Here is a 16,142-nt window from a genome sequence, read left to right as displayed (position 1 = left end):
GCCCTGAGCGGACTCCCTCCTCGCTTTCGTTTTCAGTCTTCGTCGCTGAGTTTGCTCGGCACGGTCTCGACGATCCGGTCGTAAAGGCGCGGTGCCAGTGCCCCGTAATCGCCCTCGTCGACCGTGATGAACCCCGCTTCGTCGTCGGTCAGGACGTACTGGTTGAAGTAGCTGTGGTAGGACCGCGCATGGGCCCGATCCAGCGCTGCTAGGTAAGCAGCCTGGTCAAAGTGCAGCGGCGTGGCGGCAAGGACTTGAGATACGATCATGGCAGGTCTCCTGATGGTCGATGCTTCGCATCAGGGGCGCAGAAGATGGGGGCGACGGGACGGGTCAGGGACCGCGTGGAACACGCGGCCGCGAAGCGGCGATGGGGGTCACGATTTTGTGGAAGGGCCTTGGTCCTGGAGCAAAATGGTGGGGCCCCGTCGTCCTTGACGCGGCCCCAAAGCCTCCATCACCCTCGGACTTCTCGCGAGAGAGCCCTTCCCCCTCTCGTAGATAGTGCGGCCTCTCGACAAAGCGTTTTCCTACAAGCGCGCGACCTGTCACATCGGCCTGCAGGAGGGGACCAACGGCCAGCGAAAGGATGATCCATGGCCAGGTCCAAAGTGAGCGCACGCGATGCGCTTTTGAAAGTGCAACGCCAACGCGAGGAGCTCGCCGCCGAGGAAGCAAAGCTGCGCGAAGACGCCGCGACCGAACTCGGCAAGGTGCTGCTCGAATGCGGCGCTGAAGTGCTCGAACCGGCGCAGATGCGGCAGCTGATGCGCCAGTCGATGGCGCTCGGGATCGAGGAAAGCCTCAAGCGCCTCGCCTCCACGCCAAAGTCTACCTGATGCCTGTTTGATCCGGCTGCGCGCGGGTTCGATGCCCGCGCGCAGCCGCTCCGAAAACAGAGCAAAAAGAAGGCCCCGGCGGCTTGCGCCGCCGGGGCCTTGTGGCGAATGGTACCGGTCAGTCCTCGTCGATGTCGGGTGCGGCTTCGTTGCCGCCAGCCTTGCCCTTCGAGAGGAAATCGACCTTGTCGGCGATGATCTCGCAGCCGTAGCGCTTGGCACCGCTCTGGTCTTCCCACTGGGTGTAGTGGATGCGCCCTTCGATGGTCACCAGCTGGCCCTTGGTGCAGAACTTGGCGACGTTCTCGCCGAGGCCGTTGAAGCAGGTCACGCGGTGGAATTCGCTGTCCTTCACCGTGTAGCCGTTTTCGTCCTTGAAGGTCTTGCCTTCCTTGCGGGCCGGGCGGTCGGTCGCGACGGTCACCTGGGTGATCTTGGTGCCGCCTCCCGTGGTGCGGGTTTCGGGATCGCGAGCGATGCGGCCGACGAGGATAACGAGATTGGTCATGGGTCTTCTCCTGAACGAGCATCCGGGACCATCCCGGCTGCGAACCCAAGTGAAGAAGCGGCCAGCGGCGAGACGCACCGTAGGGGAACCCCGGGCCAGTTCGGGTGGTGCGGGCAGCCGCCCATAGGGCGGCAACACGGCCGGACAGGTCCCGCGGGTTGCGTCTGGGCGAAGGCCGATTCAAGGGACGGTTCGCGAAGAAGCCGGGTGGTCCAGGGTGTCTGCTCTGGAGATTTTGACCTCGATCGTTCGTGCCCATGTCGGGTCGTTCCTGCACCCATCCGCCATCCCGCAGGCGCATCACCAAGCACCTGTCCGTACGCTGCGGCGATCACGCAATGAGCAAGGTCTGGAGCGAAGATGAGATCGCGGACAGCGCCAAACGAACCGTGGAATCTGCCTTGACCGAGGCTGTCGCCTTGTGTTGCGCAGGCTTCGACAGGCTGGTGCGAAGGGCCTTCCCTTGCACCGGTTGCGACCTATGCTGCGGCCCATGAGCGACATGAGATCAGGTCTGCCGATACTGCTGTTCGAGACCGCGCAAGGGTTCGGCGACTGGCTCGATGCGCAACCCGGCGATGCGGCTGGGGCCTGGCTCCGGTTCGCCCGTAAGGGCGCCGGCATCGCAAGCCTGAGCAAGGCCGAAGCGATCGATCTCGCACTGTGTCACGGCTGGATCGACGGGCAGCTCGACAAGTACGACGCGCAAAGCTGGCTCATCCGGTTCACTCCGCGCAAGGCGCGCAGCAAATGGTCCGAGGTCAACCGTACGCGGGCGCTGGAATTGATCGCTGATGGGCGCATGACGCCGCGCGGACAGGCCGAGATCGACAGGGCCAAGGCGGACGGGCGCTGGGGGGCTGCCTATGCGCCGGCAAGCAAGATAGAAGTCCCCGCTGACCTCAGGGAAGCTCTTGATCAGAGCCCCAAGGCGGCAGCGTTTTTCGCGACGCTGACCGGTGCCAATCGCTATGCAGTACTCTACCGGATCGGCGCCGTGAAGCGTCCTGAGACCCGTGCGCGCAAGATCGCCGAGTTCGTCGCGATGCTGGAACGGAGCGAGACGGTCCACGGCTGAGCGCTAGGGTAAGGAACGCCTGCGCGACTGTGCCATTTCGGAATCGTTCGCAATATGGCGAAATCATACAAGGATAGAATCGGCCACCGGGCCTATCGATGTCCTGCGACCCGAAGGACTCGAAAGAGATCCTGACTTTCAAAGCGGCGGCATCTGTTGATGCCGCCGTTCTTTTGCCTGCCTTCATACAGGTTGTGCCTTTGGGCTGGTCCCGAGCGGACCGCGGCGATCGACGACCGTGATCCGCCGCGATTTGGCTTCGATCACGAGGCGTTCAAGGACGCCATTGCCCGGAAACGCGACCACGTAGCGCGGGTCGAGGGACAGCATGCGCTCGTTGCGCTTGAACCCGGCACGGGCGCCAAGCCGCATGTCGAGCGAAAAGGTCACCTGAGCAATGCCGCGGCGTTCGGCCCAGGATGAGGCGAGACGGTCGACGCCCTTTGTATCGCCGCCATGGATCAGGACCATGTCAGGGACGCGGTCGCGGACTTTGTCGAGCGTGGCCCAAACGTTGTTGGCGAAAGTCATCGCATCGGCTTCGTCGGCATGGCGCGTGCGTCCGCCGGCAAACACGACCGGCGAGCCTGCGGGCATCGCCGCGCGGCGCTTGGCTTCAGCCCGGGCGCGCATGAAGTCGCGCCCTTCGACCAGCGCCGAGGTGAGCATGGCGCCGTGGTTGAAGCGCGAGCTCGAGACCGGCTTCCAGGACGAACCGAACTCGTTGAGGTAGAGGCCAGCAGCGATCTCGCGCATCTCTTCGAGCGCCAGCATCGCGGCTTCGGCGCATTGCGCTCGCTCGACCTGGGTTTCGAGCTCGGAGGTGTGGATCTCGGAGCCATCGGCCGTCGCGACCAGTGCGCGGACTTCGTCGGTGGCGCGGTCGAGCGCGGTCGACTTGCGGTGGGCAGAACGGTGGAAGAGATTGACGAAGGCCCAACCCAGATCCTCGGCGTCGGCTTCGAGCGCGGTCCCGGAGACCAGCGCAAAGAGATCGGACCAGACTGCTTCGAGCGTCTGGACCACGGCTTCGCGGACCGGAAAATCGCTGGTGTTCAGCGGTGCAGGACCAATCGAAAATCCGGCAAGATCGAGACCGGCGAGCTGGTCGGTGAAGCTGGTATGCATGTACGTATCCTCCTGACTGGTGTGCAGCCGACGCTTGCCTCTTGGCTTCGCCAGCGAGAGCCCGTCAGGGCCAGTCTTGGGCGGCAACGCGCACCGCAGGGAAACCCGCTTGGTCAGGCTGGCGCGGGCAGGCCGAGGCCCGTCAGGGACCGGCCAACACGGGCCTGATCAAGCCGGGTTGCGCGGGGGCCGCCGGCTGGCCCAGGGCCTCTCTCGCGTGGCAGGAGCCAGAAGCTGCGCTGATCCGCTGAGATCAGGAGGGTGCCATGCAGACACTCTTGGCACCGGCCCGGCCTCAGGCCGCGCGTTTGCGATAGACGCCTTCCCCGTTCGACATGTGGCCGACGCAATCGTAGTCGCCGAACAGCGCATCGAAGCGTGCTGCGATCTGGCGAAGCCAGCGCTGTGCGCGGGGAGAGCGGGCGGTGCGCCATTCAAGGTCCCAGTAGGCGCCATCGTCACGTTCGGCGATCCAGACCGCGACCAGGCTGCCATAAACCGAAACCCCGAAGTCCGCGAACGCGTTGCGCATCAGGATCCGGTCTTCGCGCCCGCGCCAGCCCTCGTGCGGGGCAAGCGAGGGAAAGGCGGCGGCAGCGCGCTCGGCTAGATCGCCGCGCAGCCATTCGTATTCGAACTCCCAGTCGTCCTTGTCTTCGACCTCAAGCACGGTGAAAGCGACAAGGGCACCGCTGGGATAGCTGACCGATCGGCCCATGATCTCCTCCTTCAGGCTGCGAGTGCGATGTCGTCGGGCTCGGCCGCGTCGTCCGCCAGAGCGCGCCCGCCGAGCTTCAGCAGCAGGCTTGAGGCTTCCTCTGCCTTGGCGGCGGCGGTAAGGATCGCGCGGTCGTCATCGCGCAGCAGCTTCAGCCAATGTTCGATATAGCTCGCGTGGCTATCGAGGTGCGTGACCGGCAGCCCGAGCTCGGCCCCAAGCATCGCGCTCGAAAGCTCAGCGACGAGTTCTTCGGCTGCATAGGCCGCCGTGCCGAAGCGGTTCTTGAGGTCGCGGTTCAGGCGGCTGGAATGGCCGGTCCAGTGCGACAGTTCATGGGCAAGCGTCGCATAGTAGTGGTCGAAGCCGGCGAACAGGTGCTCAGGCGGCATCGTGACCCGGTCAGGGGTTGGTTCGTAATAGGCTTCACCGCCCTGGTGGCGAAGGTTAACCGGGATTCTCGCAAAGAACGCGTCGAGTTCCGCCTCGCGGCCTTCAGGCTCGACCAAATCGAGCGCGGCAGCTGGATGGAACCGCTCGGGCAGTCCCTCGACCTGGTCGGCATTGAACACCGGATAGGCCTTCAGCACCCGGCGCGCTTCGTCCGACTTCTCGCCGGTGTCAGGGGCCTCCACCTCCTTGGTGTAGCTCTTGTAAAAGATCGCGATGGTCGACTTCTCGTGCCTGCGGACCTGCGCCCCAAGGCTCTTGGCCTGGTTGTAGGTCATCCAGTAGGGCGAGGCGTAGCCGCACATGTCCGCGACCATCCAAAGCCAGAACACGTTCATGCCGCGATAGGGAATCCCGCAAGCGCGCAAGGGTCGTGACACCGGAACCCCGCGCCAGGGCTGGATCCACGGCTTGGTCCCGGCTTCGAGGCGGGTTATGATTTCCTGGGTAATGCGGGTCGCGGGCGAAAGTCCGCCCTGCGAAGACTTGCGATAGGCCATGAGGGGTCTCCTGATCCGGACGACTGACCAATCGGGCGACACAACCGCCGGTCAGGTCCGCCCAGGCTCAGGCTCCCTCCCCTCTCTGAGATCGGCGCTTGGATTGAAATGTCAGCGCCGGACGGGCCTGCGGCACCGGAAAACCGGCGACGCAGGGCCGAGACAGATCAGCCGTTAAGGCGATCCTTCACCGCCTTGGCGGGCGCAAACGCCAGCTTCTTCGAAGCAGCAATCTTGATGGTCGCGCCGGTCGAGGGGTTGCGGCCTTCACGCTCGGCGCTGGCCTTGACCTTGAACTTGCCAAAACCATTGATCGCGATCTCGTCGCCGCTCGCGGCGGCATCGGCAATCGCGGCAAAAACGCCGTCGACGACCTTGCGGGCGTCGGCCTTGGTCAGGCCATTTGCTTCGGCAATCTTCTCGGCGAGGTCAGCATTGTTCATGTGAAGTGGTTCCTTCGTTTAACGGAGCGCGCTCGGTAGGAGCGTTTGGCAGCGCAAACCAAGGCAAATCCGCGCTTTTCCACATGAATAGGGAAAACAAAGGAAGCGGCCCCCCAGCGCAAAGCCAAGGGACCGCTTCTGGTGTACGAGTGGTCTGCCTGTCAGGAGGAGGTCAGGCAGCCAGCTCGCGGGGGGTCTGATCGTCGTCGTTGGCGCCTCCGGCGGCCACGGCGTCCTCGGTCGGCTCGGTGAGCTGCGGCTCGAGCCTTTCGGCCTCGACCGGCGCAGCACCGGCAAAGCGCATGACCTCCGGCACCCAGGCCAGCGCGCGGTCGCGCACCTCGACCTCGGTGATGTAGGTCCCGGCAAAGACGCGCTCGGCGCTCATAGCCAGGTCACCCTTCTTGACCGAGGCGAACCGGCTTGCGAGGCCCGGACCGCCGACGGCGGACAGAGCGTCAAGGATCACCGCCTTCGAGACGCGGTCGAAGTAGTTCGCCGCGGTCGGGCGCCACCACGCCGCCATATCAATCCCGATCTGACTGCCGAGATGGTCGTGGAACTCGATCCGGCGTTCGCCTGCCATGTTGAGACTGGCTTCGAGCGAGCGCCCGACGACATGGCCGAGCCAGGCCGCACGGGCTTCGTCGGAAAGCGCACGGAACTGCTCGAACCGCTCTGAAACGCTGGCCCCAGCGCGCCAGTGCTCGTCGAGACCCGACCGGAACTCGGCAAGCGAAGCACTCGCCGCCGCGTCCCTGGCCTCGAACCCAGTGATCGGTCCGGAAGGCACCCCGCCTCGCAAGGTCGTTGCGGCCCGCGCGCGGTAGTCGAGCGTGTCGGCGTCGGCGAGCGTGAAAACCATCAGGTCGAGTGCGAGGGCCGGATCGGATGCAACATGGAGCGCGAGAACGTCGCGGCGCTGCATCGCGAGCTCGTCCACGAGGCGCTTCGACAATGCCGAGCGGCGCGGGCTTTCACTGCCTTCGTCGGTGACCACCTCGATCCCATCGTCATCACCTGCCGGATCGACCTGGCGTTCGCCATAGAACACCGGCTGGAGAACCGGAGTGCCGTCGCGCGAGAGCACCAGGATCATCCCCGCCTCAGCCTTGAGTTGGGGTAAGATTACTGGCGGGCGGGCGCGAATGTCCTGGCATTCGCGTTCGATCGCTGCGATCGCGGCTTCGGCTGCAGCGATCGCTTCCTCGGCGCTGTTCTCGTCCTCCAGAACCGCTGCGTGCTCGTCGTAAGAGGTGTCGAGCTCGTCGAGCCGGGCGAGTTCCGCTTCGGTGAGCGGGGCGGGCTCGGCAGGGAGCCGAACCAGGCCTTCGACGAGGTCGTGGCTTGCGTAGGGATCGAGGGTCGGCTTGACCCAGGCAAGCCCCTGCTCGGCAGCGAGCGCCTCTGCCTGTTCTGCCATCTTCGCGGCAGCGAGCTCTTCGAGAAGCGCGACATCGGCCCAGGCTTCACTGTCCTCGTCATCGAAAAGTTCGCGCTCGATCCGGCCGCCAGCAGCGAGATAGGCATCGCGCCCGACGAGCCGTGCGCGCGGGTCAATGCCTCGCACGGTGCCCGTGAGAACCATGCGGCGGATCGAGTCGGGATTGGGAGCATAGTAGGCCGAAGAAATCTGCTCGAAGACCCGCGCCTGGATCTCCTGGTCCGAGGTTGCGCCATAGGCCTTGGCCATGTCGAGCGTGATCTCACCCGAGGCCAGCGCCGCGAAGACAACCGGTGCCAGTCTGGCAAGGCGCAAACGGCCCTCGACGAAGCGGACGGTAAGACCGAAGCGGCGGGCGACATCCTCGACCGAGGCCCCCCCATCGATCAGCGCAACAAAGGCCTGGGCCTCGTCGGCGGGATTCATCGCCAAGCGGTGGAAGTTCTCGGCAAGGCTTGTCTCGATCGCACCCTCGGCGGTGTCCTCGAGAACCAGGCAAGTCACCTCGTGGTCTTTGGACAGTACCTTGTCCTCTGCCAGCGCCAGCATGGCCTTGCGGCGGCGTTCGCCGGCCTCGACCTCGAATTTGCCCTTGGTGCCGGGGCTAACGATGAGGTTCTGCAACAGGCCGCGCGCGGCGATGCTCGCCTTGAGCTCGGCGTCGGCTGCGGGATCGGCATGGCGACGGACATTTCGGGGGGACTGAACGAGCTTGTTCAGCGGGATCGTCTTGATCATGGGAAATACTCCTGAATGCGAGCCCGGCGCATCGACCATCGACGCCCAATGGCTCAATCAGGTCAAAGCTCCCTCCCCTCTTATTTGCGATGATGTGTCCGCAAGCCCACCAGGCGTCCAGGTTCTCGACGCGCTACAAAGTGGCAACTGGCAGCAATGCGCCCCGCACGCCGCCGAAACGCGGGTTCGATCCACTTAGGTTTCACCAAGAAAAACAAGCTCTCAATTTGTTGTTCTGTTCCTTTTGTCAGATATCCGTCGCTTATGTCCAAGCGGATGCGGACGGATGCCTCGCTAAGCTTCCGTTCATAAAAGCTGCTGCCTACGAACTGCCCATGCGCGTACCGCCCAAAACCGTGCCTCGATAGAAACATTGACTTACGGCGGTCATCTTTGCCAAAGTTGTGTCGGGGCAGAAGATGTCCGTGCGGTATACCTCACCGGGTCAATGCCCCATCGACATGCTTCCGCTTCGCTTAGGACGCGGTGCCAGCCAGATCAGGGCCGCAGCGATGAGCAAGATCGCGGATGTCGTCCAGAAGATATGAATTACAGACAGTGTCGTAGCCTCCGCCTCAACCATATTGCTGAACATTTGAAGCACCGCGTCGGGCGAGAAGCCCAGCCCGGAAATTGATCCGCCCGCCGCGCCTGGTTCCAAAACGGCGACGATATCGCTGCGCGCAGCGCGTTGGGTGTCACCCCAGTAAGTCAATGAAACCGAAGTGGCAAAAGCCGTTGCTATCGTGCGCATGAAGCTTTGAAGACCGGCAGCAGATGCTACCTCATCTTCGTTCACGGTACTCAGCGTCAGGTTGATGATCGGCAGCATGAAGAACGTCATGCCCAGCCCCAGGAAAAATTGCGGTAGGGTCAGCGTCCAGAAACCGCTGTCGCTTGTCCAAAACGTCCGAGTCAGCCCAATAACAGCCAGCCAAACGATTCCAGCGGAAACCAGGGCGCGGGGATCGGAGCGCGCCATCAGCATTACGACAATCGGCGCGGTCAATAGCCCGCCGATAGCTGTGAATGACGACGCAAAGCCGGCCTGTGTTGCGGTGTAGCCAAGCCAGGCCTGTTGCCATTGGGGGATGATCACGAAGCCGGCAAAATAGGCTCCGAAGCCAATCGCGAGGACAGCAAGGCTGATGCTCAGCCCTCGGTGTCGCAAGACGCGCAGGTCGACCACCGGATGATCCTCGGTGAGTTCCCAGACGACAAAGATGAAAAACGCGATGGCCGACGTGATCGCCAGGGCGACGATCAGTGGATCGCTGAACCAGTCATGGTTGCGGCCAATGTCGAGAATTATCTGCAGACAGCCGACCCAGACCACCAGCAGGACGAGCCCGATAATATCGATCGGAAGCACCTGACGGTCGGTTTCGACCCGGCGAAGCAGAACAGCGCCAGCGAAAGCCGCGAGGACAGCGATGGGCACGTTGATGAGGAATATCCAGTGCCAGGACCAGTTGTCGGTCAGCCAGCCTCCGATGATCGGTCCAAGCGCAGGGCCCAGGAGCAGGGTCATCGCCCACATTCCCATCGCAATGTTCTGCTGTTCAGGTGGAAAGACCCGCAACAACAAGGTTTGCGACATCGGCATCAGAAAGGCACCGAAGATGCCTTGACCGATGCGGCAAATAACCAGCATTTCGATTGAAACCGACAGCCCACAGAGCAGCGAGAACAATCCGAACCCAGCCATGCTGAACAGAAAGGTTTGAACCGACCCGAACCGTCCCGCGATCCATCCGGTCAAGGGTACGCAGATCGCTTCCGCAACCGCGTAAGAGGTAATGACCCAGGCGCCCTGTTCCAAAGTGACGCCGAGCCCGCCCGCGATGCTCGGAATCGACACGTTGGCAATCGTCAGGTCGAGGATCACCATGAAGTTCGCAAAGGCCAGCGTCAGCCCGGCGATGAGCCGAAGCGAAGGCGGAAAACCTGCCGAAGCCTGTGCAGCACCGTTCATCTGCGCTCAGTCTCCCGACACGTCGATTTCGACGTCCATCGACAAGCCGACCCGCAGAGGATGTTGCTTCAACTCGTCAGGTCTCAGCTCGATCCTAACGGGCAGTCGCTGGACCACCTTAATCCAGTTGCCGGTCGCATTCTGCGCCGGGATCACCGCCATCGACGAGCCGGTGCCACCGGAAAAGCCGGCAACCCTGCCGTGGTAGGTCACGCTCGATCCATAGATGGCAGCGGTCAACGTCACGGGCATGCCAAGGCGCACCCGGTGTAACTGCCCTTCCTTGAAATTGGCGTCGACATAGACATTGGCCAGCGGGACAATTGTCATGATCGTCTGGCCCGGGTTGAGGCGCTGCCCGACCTGGACCTGCAAGCGACTGACTACGCCGTCGATTGGCGCACGGATTTCGGTCCGGTCGAGATCGAGCTGCGCAGCATCGCGCTTGGCCATTGCGGCCAGGACGGCAGGATCGGTATCTTCGCTCAGGCCGCGCACCAGCGCATCGTTGGCGGCAAACTGGCCTTGGGTCGCACGCCTCGACGATCCGGCTTGCGCAATCACGCCGCGTGCGGCGTCAAGTGCGGCGAGCGTGGTTGCGTAAGCCTTGCGAGCCTGGGTCACTTCCTCGCCCGAGACGGCTCCGCTGGCTGCAACGGTTTCTCTGCGGCGTAGATCGATCTTTGCCTTTTCATGTTCGGCCAATGCCATTCGGTATTGCGCTAACGCCTGCACCAGGCCCGCACTCGATGTATCGACTTGCGCAGCCAGCGCTGTGTTGTTGGCAAGAGTCTGGCGAAAGCGGCGGCGAGCTGCCGCCAAATCCGCGTCTGCCTGCGCCAGAACAATTCGAGCGTTAGCCTGGTCGAGCCTGACGAGCACGTCACCAGCTTTGACCAGCTGGGTTTCCTTGACCAGAACCTCGACTGCGGGAGCGGCAATCAGCGGTGTCACCTGCGCCATTTGCGCATTCACATAGGCGTTGTCGGTGCTGACATAGTTGCGTGCGACCAGCACATACCAGATGCCCCAGCCCAGCGCGATCAGTGCCAGCACCACGGCAAGTCGCCGTAGCCACAGCTTGCGTGCGGCCTTTCTCGCGTCCGACAGGGCAGGATCGACGGGAGGGGTTTCGCTCGTAGCTTCGTTCATGATCCTGCCGGTTCCTTGGATGTCTTGGCCTCTGTTCCGAAGCCGCCGCCAAGCGCCCGGATCAACGCCAGGGTCGCTCCGCGCTCGTATATTTCGAGGTCTACCACCGCGAGTTGCAGCTCATGCAAACCGGCTTGGCTGTTAAGCACGTCAAGATAGCTCGCCAGCCCCGCCTCGTAGCGCGTTCGCAACAACGCCTGTGCATCTTCGTTTGCTGACAGCGCAGAGCGGGCTGCGGCAAGCCGTTTGTCGGCGGCGTCGCGCTGGGTGACCGCATCAGCGACTTGCTGGTAGGCGCTGATCACCGTCTGGTTATAGACGGCGACAGCCTCGTCATATCCGGCCTGGGCGCTGCCATATTGCGCTTGCAAGGCACCGCCCTGGAAGATCGGCAGGCTGATCGCCGGTCCAACGGACCCGAATTGTGAAGACGTATCGATCAGATTGCCAAGGCCGATCGCCTGCAGACCAATCAATGCGCGCAGGTTTATCGACGGGAAGAACCCGGCGCGCGCTACCTTGACCCGGCTCGAAGCCGCTTCGACCCGTTCGCGGGCTGCAACAATGTCCGGACGCCTGCCAAGCAGTTCGGTGGTTACGCCTTTGGGAAGACCCGCAGGAGTCGAAGGAATCGGTAGTGGACGCGTGATCGCCAGGCCGCGATCCGGTCCCGCGCCAACAAGCGCGGCCAGCTGATTGCGCCGCAGCCGGATGCTCTCATCGGCCGCGGCCAGATTGCCTTCAGCGCGCGCGACTTCGGCATCGGCCCGGCGCAGGCTGACGCGGTTGTCGAGCCCGTTGCCCTCGCGCTGTCCAATTAGATCGCGGGTGGCGCGGCGATTGGCCAGGAGCGCCTCGTCCATATCTCGCTCGCTGTAGTAACGCCCAAGCTCGGCATAGGCGGCGGTGATCGCAACCGAAAGGACAAGCCGTGCCTGGGCCGCGTCGACCACGGCCGCGCGTGCTTCTGAAGTTGCAGCGGCATGGGCGGCGCGATTGCGCCCCCACAAATCGGGATCGAAGCCGAAAGTCAGCGAGACTTGACCGTAATCCTTCCAGCCATCGGGGAGGAACTCGGCGGGAATACCCGTGTTACCGCTCTGCCGCCGGACACCGGCCTCGCCGTCCACACCGATGGCGGGCAGCTGGCCCGCGCCGACACGCTGTGCTTCGGCCTCGGCGCGTCTGATCCGGGCCATGGCCACGGCGACCTGCGGGGAGTTCGCCAGCCCTTCCTCGATCAGCGCCGTAAGTTGCGGATCGCCGGCAAGCCGCCACCACTGATCTGGCGGCCAGACACTGTCACCCCGCGCGGCAAGGGTCTGCGCCGATCCGATGCTATCGGCGGTCTGCATCACCGGCCTTATGCCGGTTTTTGGCACCGGAACGCAGGCAGCGAGCGCCAGGATCGCCGAGGCCGCCAGCAGCAGTCGGCGGTTAGGCGACATAGGCCCCCCTGCCGCTGGCGAGCAACCGCCCATCCGGGTCCTCGATCCGGGTCTCGGCGACGCTTAACTGCTTGCCGAGCTTGACCACTCTGCCGATCGCACGGAGCGGACCCGCGGTCGCCGGGCGGTGAAAATCGACGCGCATGTCGGCGGTGGCGCGTGCCGAGCCGCCCAGTGCATTGATCGCATAGAGTCCGGTAAGATCGATCAGGGCGGAGAGGATACCGCCGTGCGCCGATCCGATCATCGGGTTGGAGACGATTTCATCCCGCCACGGCATCTCGAGGATCAACTCGTCAGCGGTCACTGCGACAATATCCAGCCCGAGCCAGCGATGGAACGGGGCGACGAGCAGCAATTCACGCAAGGCCTCCAGTTGTGGAAACGATGGCTTGTCGGTCATTCTCCCCCCTTTCGAGCATGGGTGCGGATCAGGAAATCCACGACTGTTTCGCCAAAGAGGTCGTTTTGATCGCCAACGACCATATGCGTTGCATCTGCAATATTGCTGTATTCTGCATGGGGAACCAGTTCGCGGAAATGGGCCACGGCCTCCGGCGAGACGAGATCGCTTGATCCACCGCGGACAAGATGAACAGGAAGGGTCAGCCTTCGCGCAGCTTCGCTGAGTTCTACCTTGCCATAGCCACGATCCTCGCTTTGATCTTCGTCCTGGCGCATGACTCCAGTCACAAACGCAGGGTCCCAGTGCCAGTAATAGCGACCATCCGCCTTTTGCCGCAGGTAACGCGCCAGGCCGGGTGAAGCACGGCGGCTTGGACGATTGGGAATATATTCGGAAATCACGCGCGCCGCTTCGTCAGGTGAGGCGAACCCCTCGCCAGCATGGGCTGCCATAAAGCCTATCACGCGCGCGACACCGCCAGCATCCAATTGCGGGGTAACATCGACCAAAGTTAGCGATGCAAATAGGTTCGGGCCGTGTTCGCCTTCGGCCAAGATCCCCGCAAGGCCGCCCAGCGAAGCACCAACCAGTGCAGGCTTGCGATCCATTGCGCTGGCAATGGCAGCCAAATCGCCAGCAAAGTCGGCCATCGCATATGCCCCGTCTGTGGCCCATGCACTATCGCCATGGCCGCGCAGGTCGAGGGCAATCACCCGAAACCCGTGTTCCGCCAGGAGATTCGCAATACTCTTCCATGACCATCGCGTCTGGCCACCACCGTGCGCCAGCAAGACCGGCATTCCCCCGTCAGGACCTTCGGCGCTGGCTGCGATTCTGTGCCCACAGTGGCCAAAAAGTGTCAGATCAGCAACCATGATTATCTCTTACTGTAATATTTTTTACAGTAAAGACTTTTCATGCATTGCCAGATGCGTTAGCTGTCGTTTCCATGGGAAATTCAGCGCCAGGCAAGGGTTATCTCACCGAGGCAGACGAGCTCGTTTTCTTGCTCGAGGAGGTGCCGCGCAAGCTGCGCAAGCTCTTCGACGCAAGTACAGTCAAATTCGGCCTGTCCCGCACCCAGTGGCGCGCGCTTGGATATATTTACCGGACCCCCGGCCTCACCCAGACCGAACTGGCCAAGCACCTCGAAATGGAACGAGCCAGTGTCGGGCACGTGATCGACCAGCTGGAAAAAGCCGCCTTCGTCGAGCGGCGCTCCGCCGAAGGCAACCGAAGAATCTGGGCGCTTCACCTGCTTCCCAAGGCGATCGAAATTCTTCCTTCGCTGCGCACGGCAGCCGACAGGATCTACGAACGGGTCCTGACCGGGATTTCCGAAGAACAGGCGGACACAGTCAAGGACATGCTCGCGATCATGTCTTCGAACCTAGAAGATTGAAACCGGGCCTCGACGGAACGCGAAGGTCAACACCGCAGGTCTACTCTGAGTCAGGCACCGAGCGTCCTCAGCGGCTGCGAAACGGGACCATAGCCTGCGTCGGGCGGTATCACCAGGACACGCTCGCCATTCTCGATCGAGACCTCGGGTAGCACCGTGACCAGCCTGCGTTTCCGCGCACGCGAAAGGCAATCCTGCGCGCTTTCTGCCTCGGCGAGCAGCTTCAGGTTCATCAAGGTTGGAAAAATGATGGTCCTCTCGCCCACCGCTGCCAATCGGATCGCCTCTGACGGCGAGATCCATTCCGCATCGACAGTCTCGCGCCCATCACACGCCGCCACTTGTCCCGCGGGAGCGCTCATCGCGTAGAACCAGGTGTCAAACCGCTTGGGCATCATGGTCGGGGTAATCCACCGGGCGAAGATAGCCAGTTCGTCCAGCCTGAGGTGGACACCCAACTCGCGAACGACATCGATGAAAGCGACATGACCAGCATCGACCGCGCTTCGGACCGATGCGTCACACGGGTCCTCAAAAGGCGTGCCTTGGGCGGTCTGTGCCAGCAGAATTCCGGTTTCCTCGAACGCCTCGCGGATCGCTCCGATCCGCAAGGTTCGCTGCACCAGATCCAGTTCATCCCATCCAATTGCATGCTCGGCCCAGCGCTCGTCGGTGTCGCCGCCATGCGTCTTTCCCCCGGGGAAAACCAGGGCGCCCGACGCAAAATCTATCTGGTGGTGGCGCTTGACCATCAGCACCTGGAATTCGGGCTTATCGCGGACCAGAAGCACCGTCGCTGCGGGTTTCGGGTCGGGGATCTGAGGTGCGTCGGTCATGTCTGTCTCCCTGGCTCTAGCTTCATCAACACTCTTGGTCGCGATCGCAATTCAGTTGATCCCGGACCGGCCCATCCTTCTCGAAGGTATTCTTGCCATCGCCGTAGCTTCGATCAGTCACTTTTGGACCACCCTTCGATTACCGCACGCAAGGCAGCGGTGAAGGCCAAGGGCTGATCGAGCATCAAATGATGTCGGGCTTCGGGAACCGCGATGATGGGGATGTCCACCCCGCCCAGTTCACGCACGTACTGGCATGAATCCCGCGTAAATAGCTGGCTCTTTTCGCCATGGATAATCGCCTTCCGACCGGGTGCAGCGACCAGGCGAGGGCCAATCTCAAGCCACAAGCGTTGTGAATTGTCGCGCTTGAACACTGCCGGTGAGAACTTCCAGGTCCAGTTGGTCCCTTCGCGGCGCAGCGCATGATAGGCCATGTAATCCATCAGAAACGGTTCCGCCACCGGCTGAGGCGGGGACAGCACATACCGCGCGCGGGCGTTCAGGTAATCGGGATAGCGGCGATGAGGCCGGTTGGGATCGCCGGAGCCAGGGCTGGTACGGCCATCGCTTCTGTACTTTTCCAGTTCCGACGGGCGCAGAACCATCATGTCGCAGATCACCGCCCCGCCAAAAGTGGCCGGGGCGAGTTCGAGAGCCTCCAGCGCCACTGCCGAGCCGAAACTGTGGGTCACCACGATGGGTTTGCGGGCATGGCCGAGAAGGCCCAACGCTTCTGCAAACCCGACCATCTCGCGTCCGCGCGCCGCCATGTCGCAGTCGGGGCGCACGTCACTGTCGCCCATGCCCGAGAGGTCATAGGCGACCACGTGGTAATCGTGGGCGAAAAACGGGGCGACAAAGGCGAAGCAGCGGGCGTGCGAAAGGAAGCCATGAGTCATCAGCACCGGCGGCGCGGCCGGATTGCCCCATCGGAAGTAGTGCATACGCACGCCATCGACGGTTATGAAACCTTCCTCGCGCGGAACAGCCATGGCGTCGATAAACCAGGCTGGCAGGACCGACGGGTCGGGCGCCCATTCCGGCGCAATGTCGGATGTGGCCAAGTTCATCGGT

At 62.9% G+C, this 16,142-nt stretch carries 17 protein-coding genes; 3 read left to right on the top strand and 14 right to left on the bottom strand.

The annotated features are described in order from the left end of the window. Positions 1-32 precede the first annotated feature (32 nt). Positions 33-269: a hypothetical protein gene (locus B9A23_RS00750; protein ID WP_084276784.1), complete on the bottom strand. Its 237-nt coding sequence runs from the start codon at positions 267-269 to the stop codon at positions 33-35. A gap of 327 nt (positions 270-596) precedes the next feature. Between B9A23_RS00750 and B9A23_RS00745 the strand changes: the two genes are divergently transcribed. Next, complete coding sequence (locus tag B9A23_RS00745) at positions 597-839, top strand: DUF6437 family protein (RefSeq protein ID WP_084276783.1); 243 nt, start codon at positions 597-599, stop codon at positions 837-839. Between the two features lie 118 nt (positions 840-957). On the opposite strand, the gene B9A23_RS00740 is transcribed toward B9A23_RS00745, so the two are convergent. Continuing rightward, a complete protein-coding gene (locus B9A23_RS00740; protein WP_084276782.1) occupies positions 958-1,347 on the bottom strand; it encodes a single-stranded DNA-binding protein in 390 nt (129 codons plus the stop codon). Between the two features lie 493 nt (positions 1,348-1,840). On the opposite strand from B9A23_RS00740, the gene B9A23_RS00735 reads away from it, so the two are divergent. Next, positions 1,841-2,425, top strand: a complete 585-nt coding sequence (locus B9A23_RS00735; RefSeq protein WP_084277455.1) for a YdeI/OmpD-associated family protein — start codon at positions 1,841-1,843, stop codon at positions 2,423-2,425. Between the two features lie 183 nt (positions 2,426-2,608). Here the strand turns inward: B9A23_RS00735 and B9A23_RS00730 are convergent, their stop codons facing one another. The 10 genes from B9A23_RS00730 to B9A23_RS00685 all read right to left on the bottom strand — a co-directional run bounded on the left by B9A23_RS00730 (position 2,609) and on the right by B9A23_RS00685 (position 13,702). Then, positions 2,609-3,553, bottom strand: a complete 945-nt coding sequence (locus B9A23_RS00730) for a DUF2493 domain-containing protein (RefSeq protein ID WP_084276781.1) — start codon at positions 3,551-3,553, stop codon at positions 2,609-2,611. Positions 3,554-3,848: 295 nt separating this feature from the next. After that, positions 3,849-4,271, bottom strand: coding sequence for a hypothetical protein (locus B9A23_RS00725; RefSeq protein WP_084276780.1), 423 nt, complete (start codon positions 4,269-4,271; stop codon positions 3,849-3,851). 11 nt (positions 4,272-4,282) lie between these two features. Next, positions 4,283-5,221, bottom strand: a complete 939-nt coding sequence (locus B9A23_RS00720; protein WP_084276779.1) for an ArdC family protein — start codon at positions 5,219-5,221, stop codon at positions 4,283-4,285. 167 nt (positions 5,222-5,388) lie between these two features. Continuing rightward, on the bottom strand, positions 5,389-5,664 hold the full coding sequence (locus B9A23_RS00715; RefSeq protein WP_084276778.1) for an HU family DNA-binding protein: 276 nt from the start codon (positions 5,662-5,664) through the stop codon (positions 5,389-5,391). 172 nt (positions 5,665-5,836) lie between these two features. Beyond that, positions 5,837-7,846, bottom strand: a complete 2,010-nt coding sequence (locus B9A23_RS00710; RefSeq protein WP_084276777.1) for a ParB/RepB/Spo0J family partition protein — start codon at positions 7,844-7,846, stop codon at positions 5,837-5,839. A gap of 445 nt (positions 7,847-8,291) precedes the next feature. Further along, complete coding sequence (locus tag B9A23_RS00705) at positions 8,292-9,821, bottom strand: DHA2 family efflux MFS transporter permease subunit (RefSeq protein WP_084276776.1); 1,530 nt, start codon at positions 9,819-9,821, stop codon at positions 8,292-8,294. A 6-nt stretch (positions 9,822-9,827) separates the two neighbouring features. Further along, on the bottom strand, positions 9,828-10,973 hold the full coding sequence (locus B9A23_RS00700) for an EmrA/EmrK family multidrug efflux transporter periplasmic adaptor subunit (RefSeq protein WP_084276775.1): 1,146 nt from the start codon (positions 10,971-10,973) through the stop codon (positions 9,828-9,830). Beyond that, complete coding sequence (locus tag B9A23_RS00695; RefSeq protein WP_084276774.1) at positions 10,970-12,421, bottom strand: efflux transporter outer membrane subunit; 1,452 nt, start codon at positions 12,419-12,421, stop codon at positions 10,970-10,972. The genes B9A23_RS00700 and B9A23_RS00695 overlap by 4 nt, the downstream gene beginning before the upstream one ends. Beyond that, entirely contained in the window at positions 12,411-12,824 is a 414-nt protein-coding gene (locus B9A23_RS00690) for a hotdog fold thioesterase (RefSeq protein ID WP_084276773.1), read from the bottom strand. Before B9A23_RS00690 ends, B9A23_RS00695 begins: the two co-directional genes overlap by 11 nt. After that, complete coding sequence (locus B9A23_RS00685; protein WP_084276772.1) at positions 12,821-13,702, bottom strand: alpha/beta fold hydrolase; 882 nt, start codon at positions 13,700-13,702, stop codon at positions 12,821-12,823. Before B9A23_RS00685 ends, B9A23_RS00690 begins: the two co-directional genes overlap by 4 nt. 74 nt (positions 13,703-13,776) lie before the next feature. Between B9A23_RS00685 and B9A23_RS00680 the strand changes: the two genes are divergently transcribed. Further along, complete coding sequence (locus B9A23_RS00680) at positions 13,777-14,229, top strand: MarR family winged helix-turn-helix transcriptional regulator (RefSeq protein WP_084276771.1); 453 nt, start codon at positions 13,777-13,779, stop codon at positions 14,227-14,229. A 50-nt stretch (positions 14,230-14,279) separates the two neighbouring features. Here the strand turns inward: B9A23_RS00680 and B9A23_RS00675 are convergent, their stop codons facing one another. Both B9A23_RS00675 and B9A23_RS00670 read right to left on the bottom strand, forming a co-directional pair. Further along, complete coding sequence (locus tag B9A23_RS00675) at positions 14,280-15,065, bottom strand: NUDIX hydrolase (RefSeq protein WP_084276770.1); 786 nt, start codon at positions 15,063-15,065, stop codon at positions 14,280-14,282. Between the two features lie 113 nt (positions 15,066-15,178). Beyond that, positions 15,179-16,138, bottom strand: a complete 960-nt coding sequence (locus tag B9A23_RS00670) for an alpha/beta fold hydrolase (protein ID WP_254894906.1) — start codon at positions 16,136-16,138, stop codon at positions 15,179-15,181. Positions 16,139-16,142: the final 4 nt, after the last annotated feature.

The organism is Novosphingobium sp. B1 (genome assembly GCF_900176395.1).
Taxonomy (GTDB): Bacteria; Pseudomonadota; Alphaproteobacteria; order Sphingomonadales; family Sphingomonadaceae; genus Novosphingobium.
Note: the sequence above shows the minus strand (reverse complement) of the source record. Positions and strands in the feature narration are given on the sequence as shown.

What these genes read in the sequence shown, in the direction of transcription:
- B9A23_RS00750 (WP_084276784.1), bottom strand. Translation starts at nt 269, where the DNA reads ATGATCGTATCTCAAGTCCTTGCCGCCACGCCGCTGCACTTTGACCAG.
- B9A23_RS00745 (WP_084276783.1), top strand. Translation starts at nt 597, where the DNA reads ATGGCCAGGTCCAAAGTGAGCGCACGCGATGCGCTTTTGAAAGTGCAA.
- B9A23_RS00740 (WP_084276782.1), bottom strand. Translation starts at nt 1,347, where the DNA reads ATGACCAATCTCGTTATCCTCGTCGGCCGCATCGCTCGCGATCCCGAA.
- B9A23_RS00735 (WP_084277455.1), top strand. Translation starts at nt 1,841, where the DNA reads ATGAGCGACATGAGATCAGGTCTGCCGATACTGCTGTTCGAGACCGCG.
- B9A23_RS00730 (WP_084276781.1), bottom strand. Translation starts at nt 3,553, where the DNA reads ATGCATACCAGCTTCACCGACCAGCTCGCCGGTCTCGATCTTGCCGGA.
- B9A23_RS00725 (WP_084276780.1), bottom strand. Translation starts at nt 4,271, where the DNA reads ATGGGCCGATCGGTCAGCTATCCCAGCGGTGCCCTTGTCGCTTTCACC.
- B9A23_RS00720 (WP_084276779.1), bottom strand. Translation starts at nt 5,221, where the DNA reads ATGGCCTATCGCAAGTCTTCGCAGGGCGGACTTTCGCCCGCGACCCGC.
- B9A23_RS00715 (WP_084276778.1), bottom strand. Translation starts at nt 5,664, where the DNA reads ATGAACAATGCTGACCTCGCCGAGAAGATTGCCGAAGCAAATGGCCTG.
- B9A23_RS00710 (WP_084276777.1), bottom strand. Translation starts at nt 7,846, where the DNA reads ATGATCAAGACGATCCCGCTGAACAAGCTCGTTCAGTCCCCCCGAAAT.
- B9A23_RS00705 (WP_084276776.1), bottom strand. Translation starts at nt 9,821, where the DNA reads ATGAACGGTGCTGCACAGGCTTCGGCAGGTTTTCCGCCTTCGCTTCGG.
- B9A23_RS00700 (WP_084276775.1), bottom strand. Translation starts at nt 10,973, where the DNA reads ATGAACGAAGCTACGAGCGAAACCCCTCCCGTCGATCCTGCCCTGTCG.
- B9A23_RS00695 (WP_084276774.1), bottom strand. Translation starts at nt 12,421, where the DNA reads ATGTCGCCTAACCGCCGACTGCTGCTGGCGGCCTCGGCGATCCTGGCG.
- B9A23_RS00690 (WP_084276773.1), bottom strand. Translation starts at nt 12,824, where the DNA reads ATGACCGACAAGCCATCGTTTCCACAACTGGAGGCCTTGCGTGAATTG.
- B9A23_RS00685 (WP_084276772.1), bottom strand. Translation starts at nt 13,702, where the DNA reads ATGGTTGCTGATCTGACACTTTTTGGCCACTGTGGGCACAGAATCGCA.
- B9A23_RS00680 (WP_084276771.1), top strand. Translation starts at nt 13,777, where the DNA reads ATGGGAAATTCAGCGCCAGGCAAGGGTTATCTCACCGAGGCAGACGAG.
- B9A23_RS00675 (WP_084276770.1), bottom strand. Translation starts at nt 15,065, where the DNA reads ATGACCGACGCACCTCAGATCCCCGACCCGAAACCCGCAGCGACGGTG.
- B9A23_RS00670 (WP_254894906.1), bottom strand. Translation starts at nt 16,138, where the DNA reads ATGAACTTGGCCACATCCGACATTGCGCCGGAATGGGCGCCCGACCCG.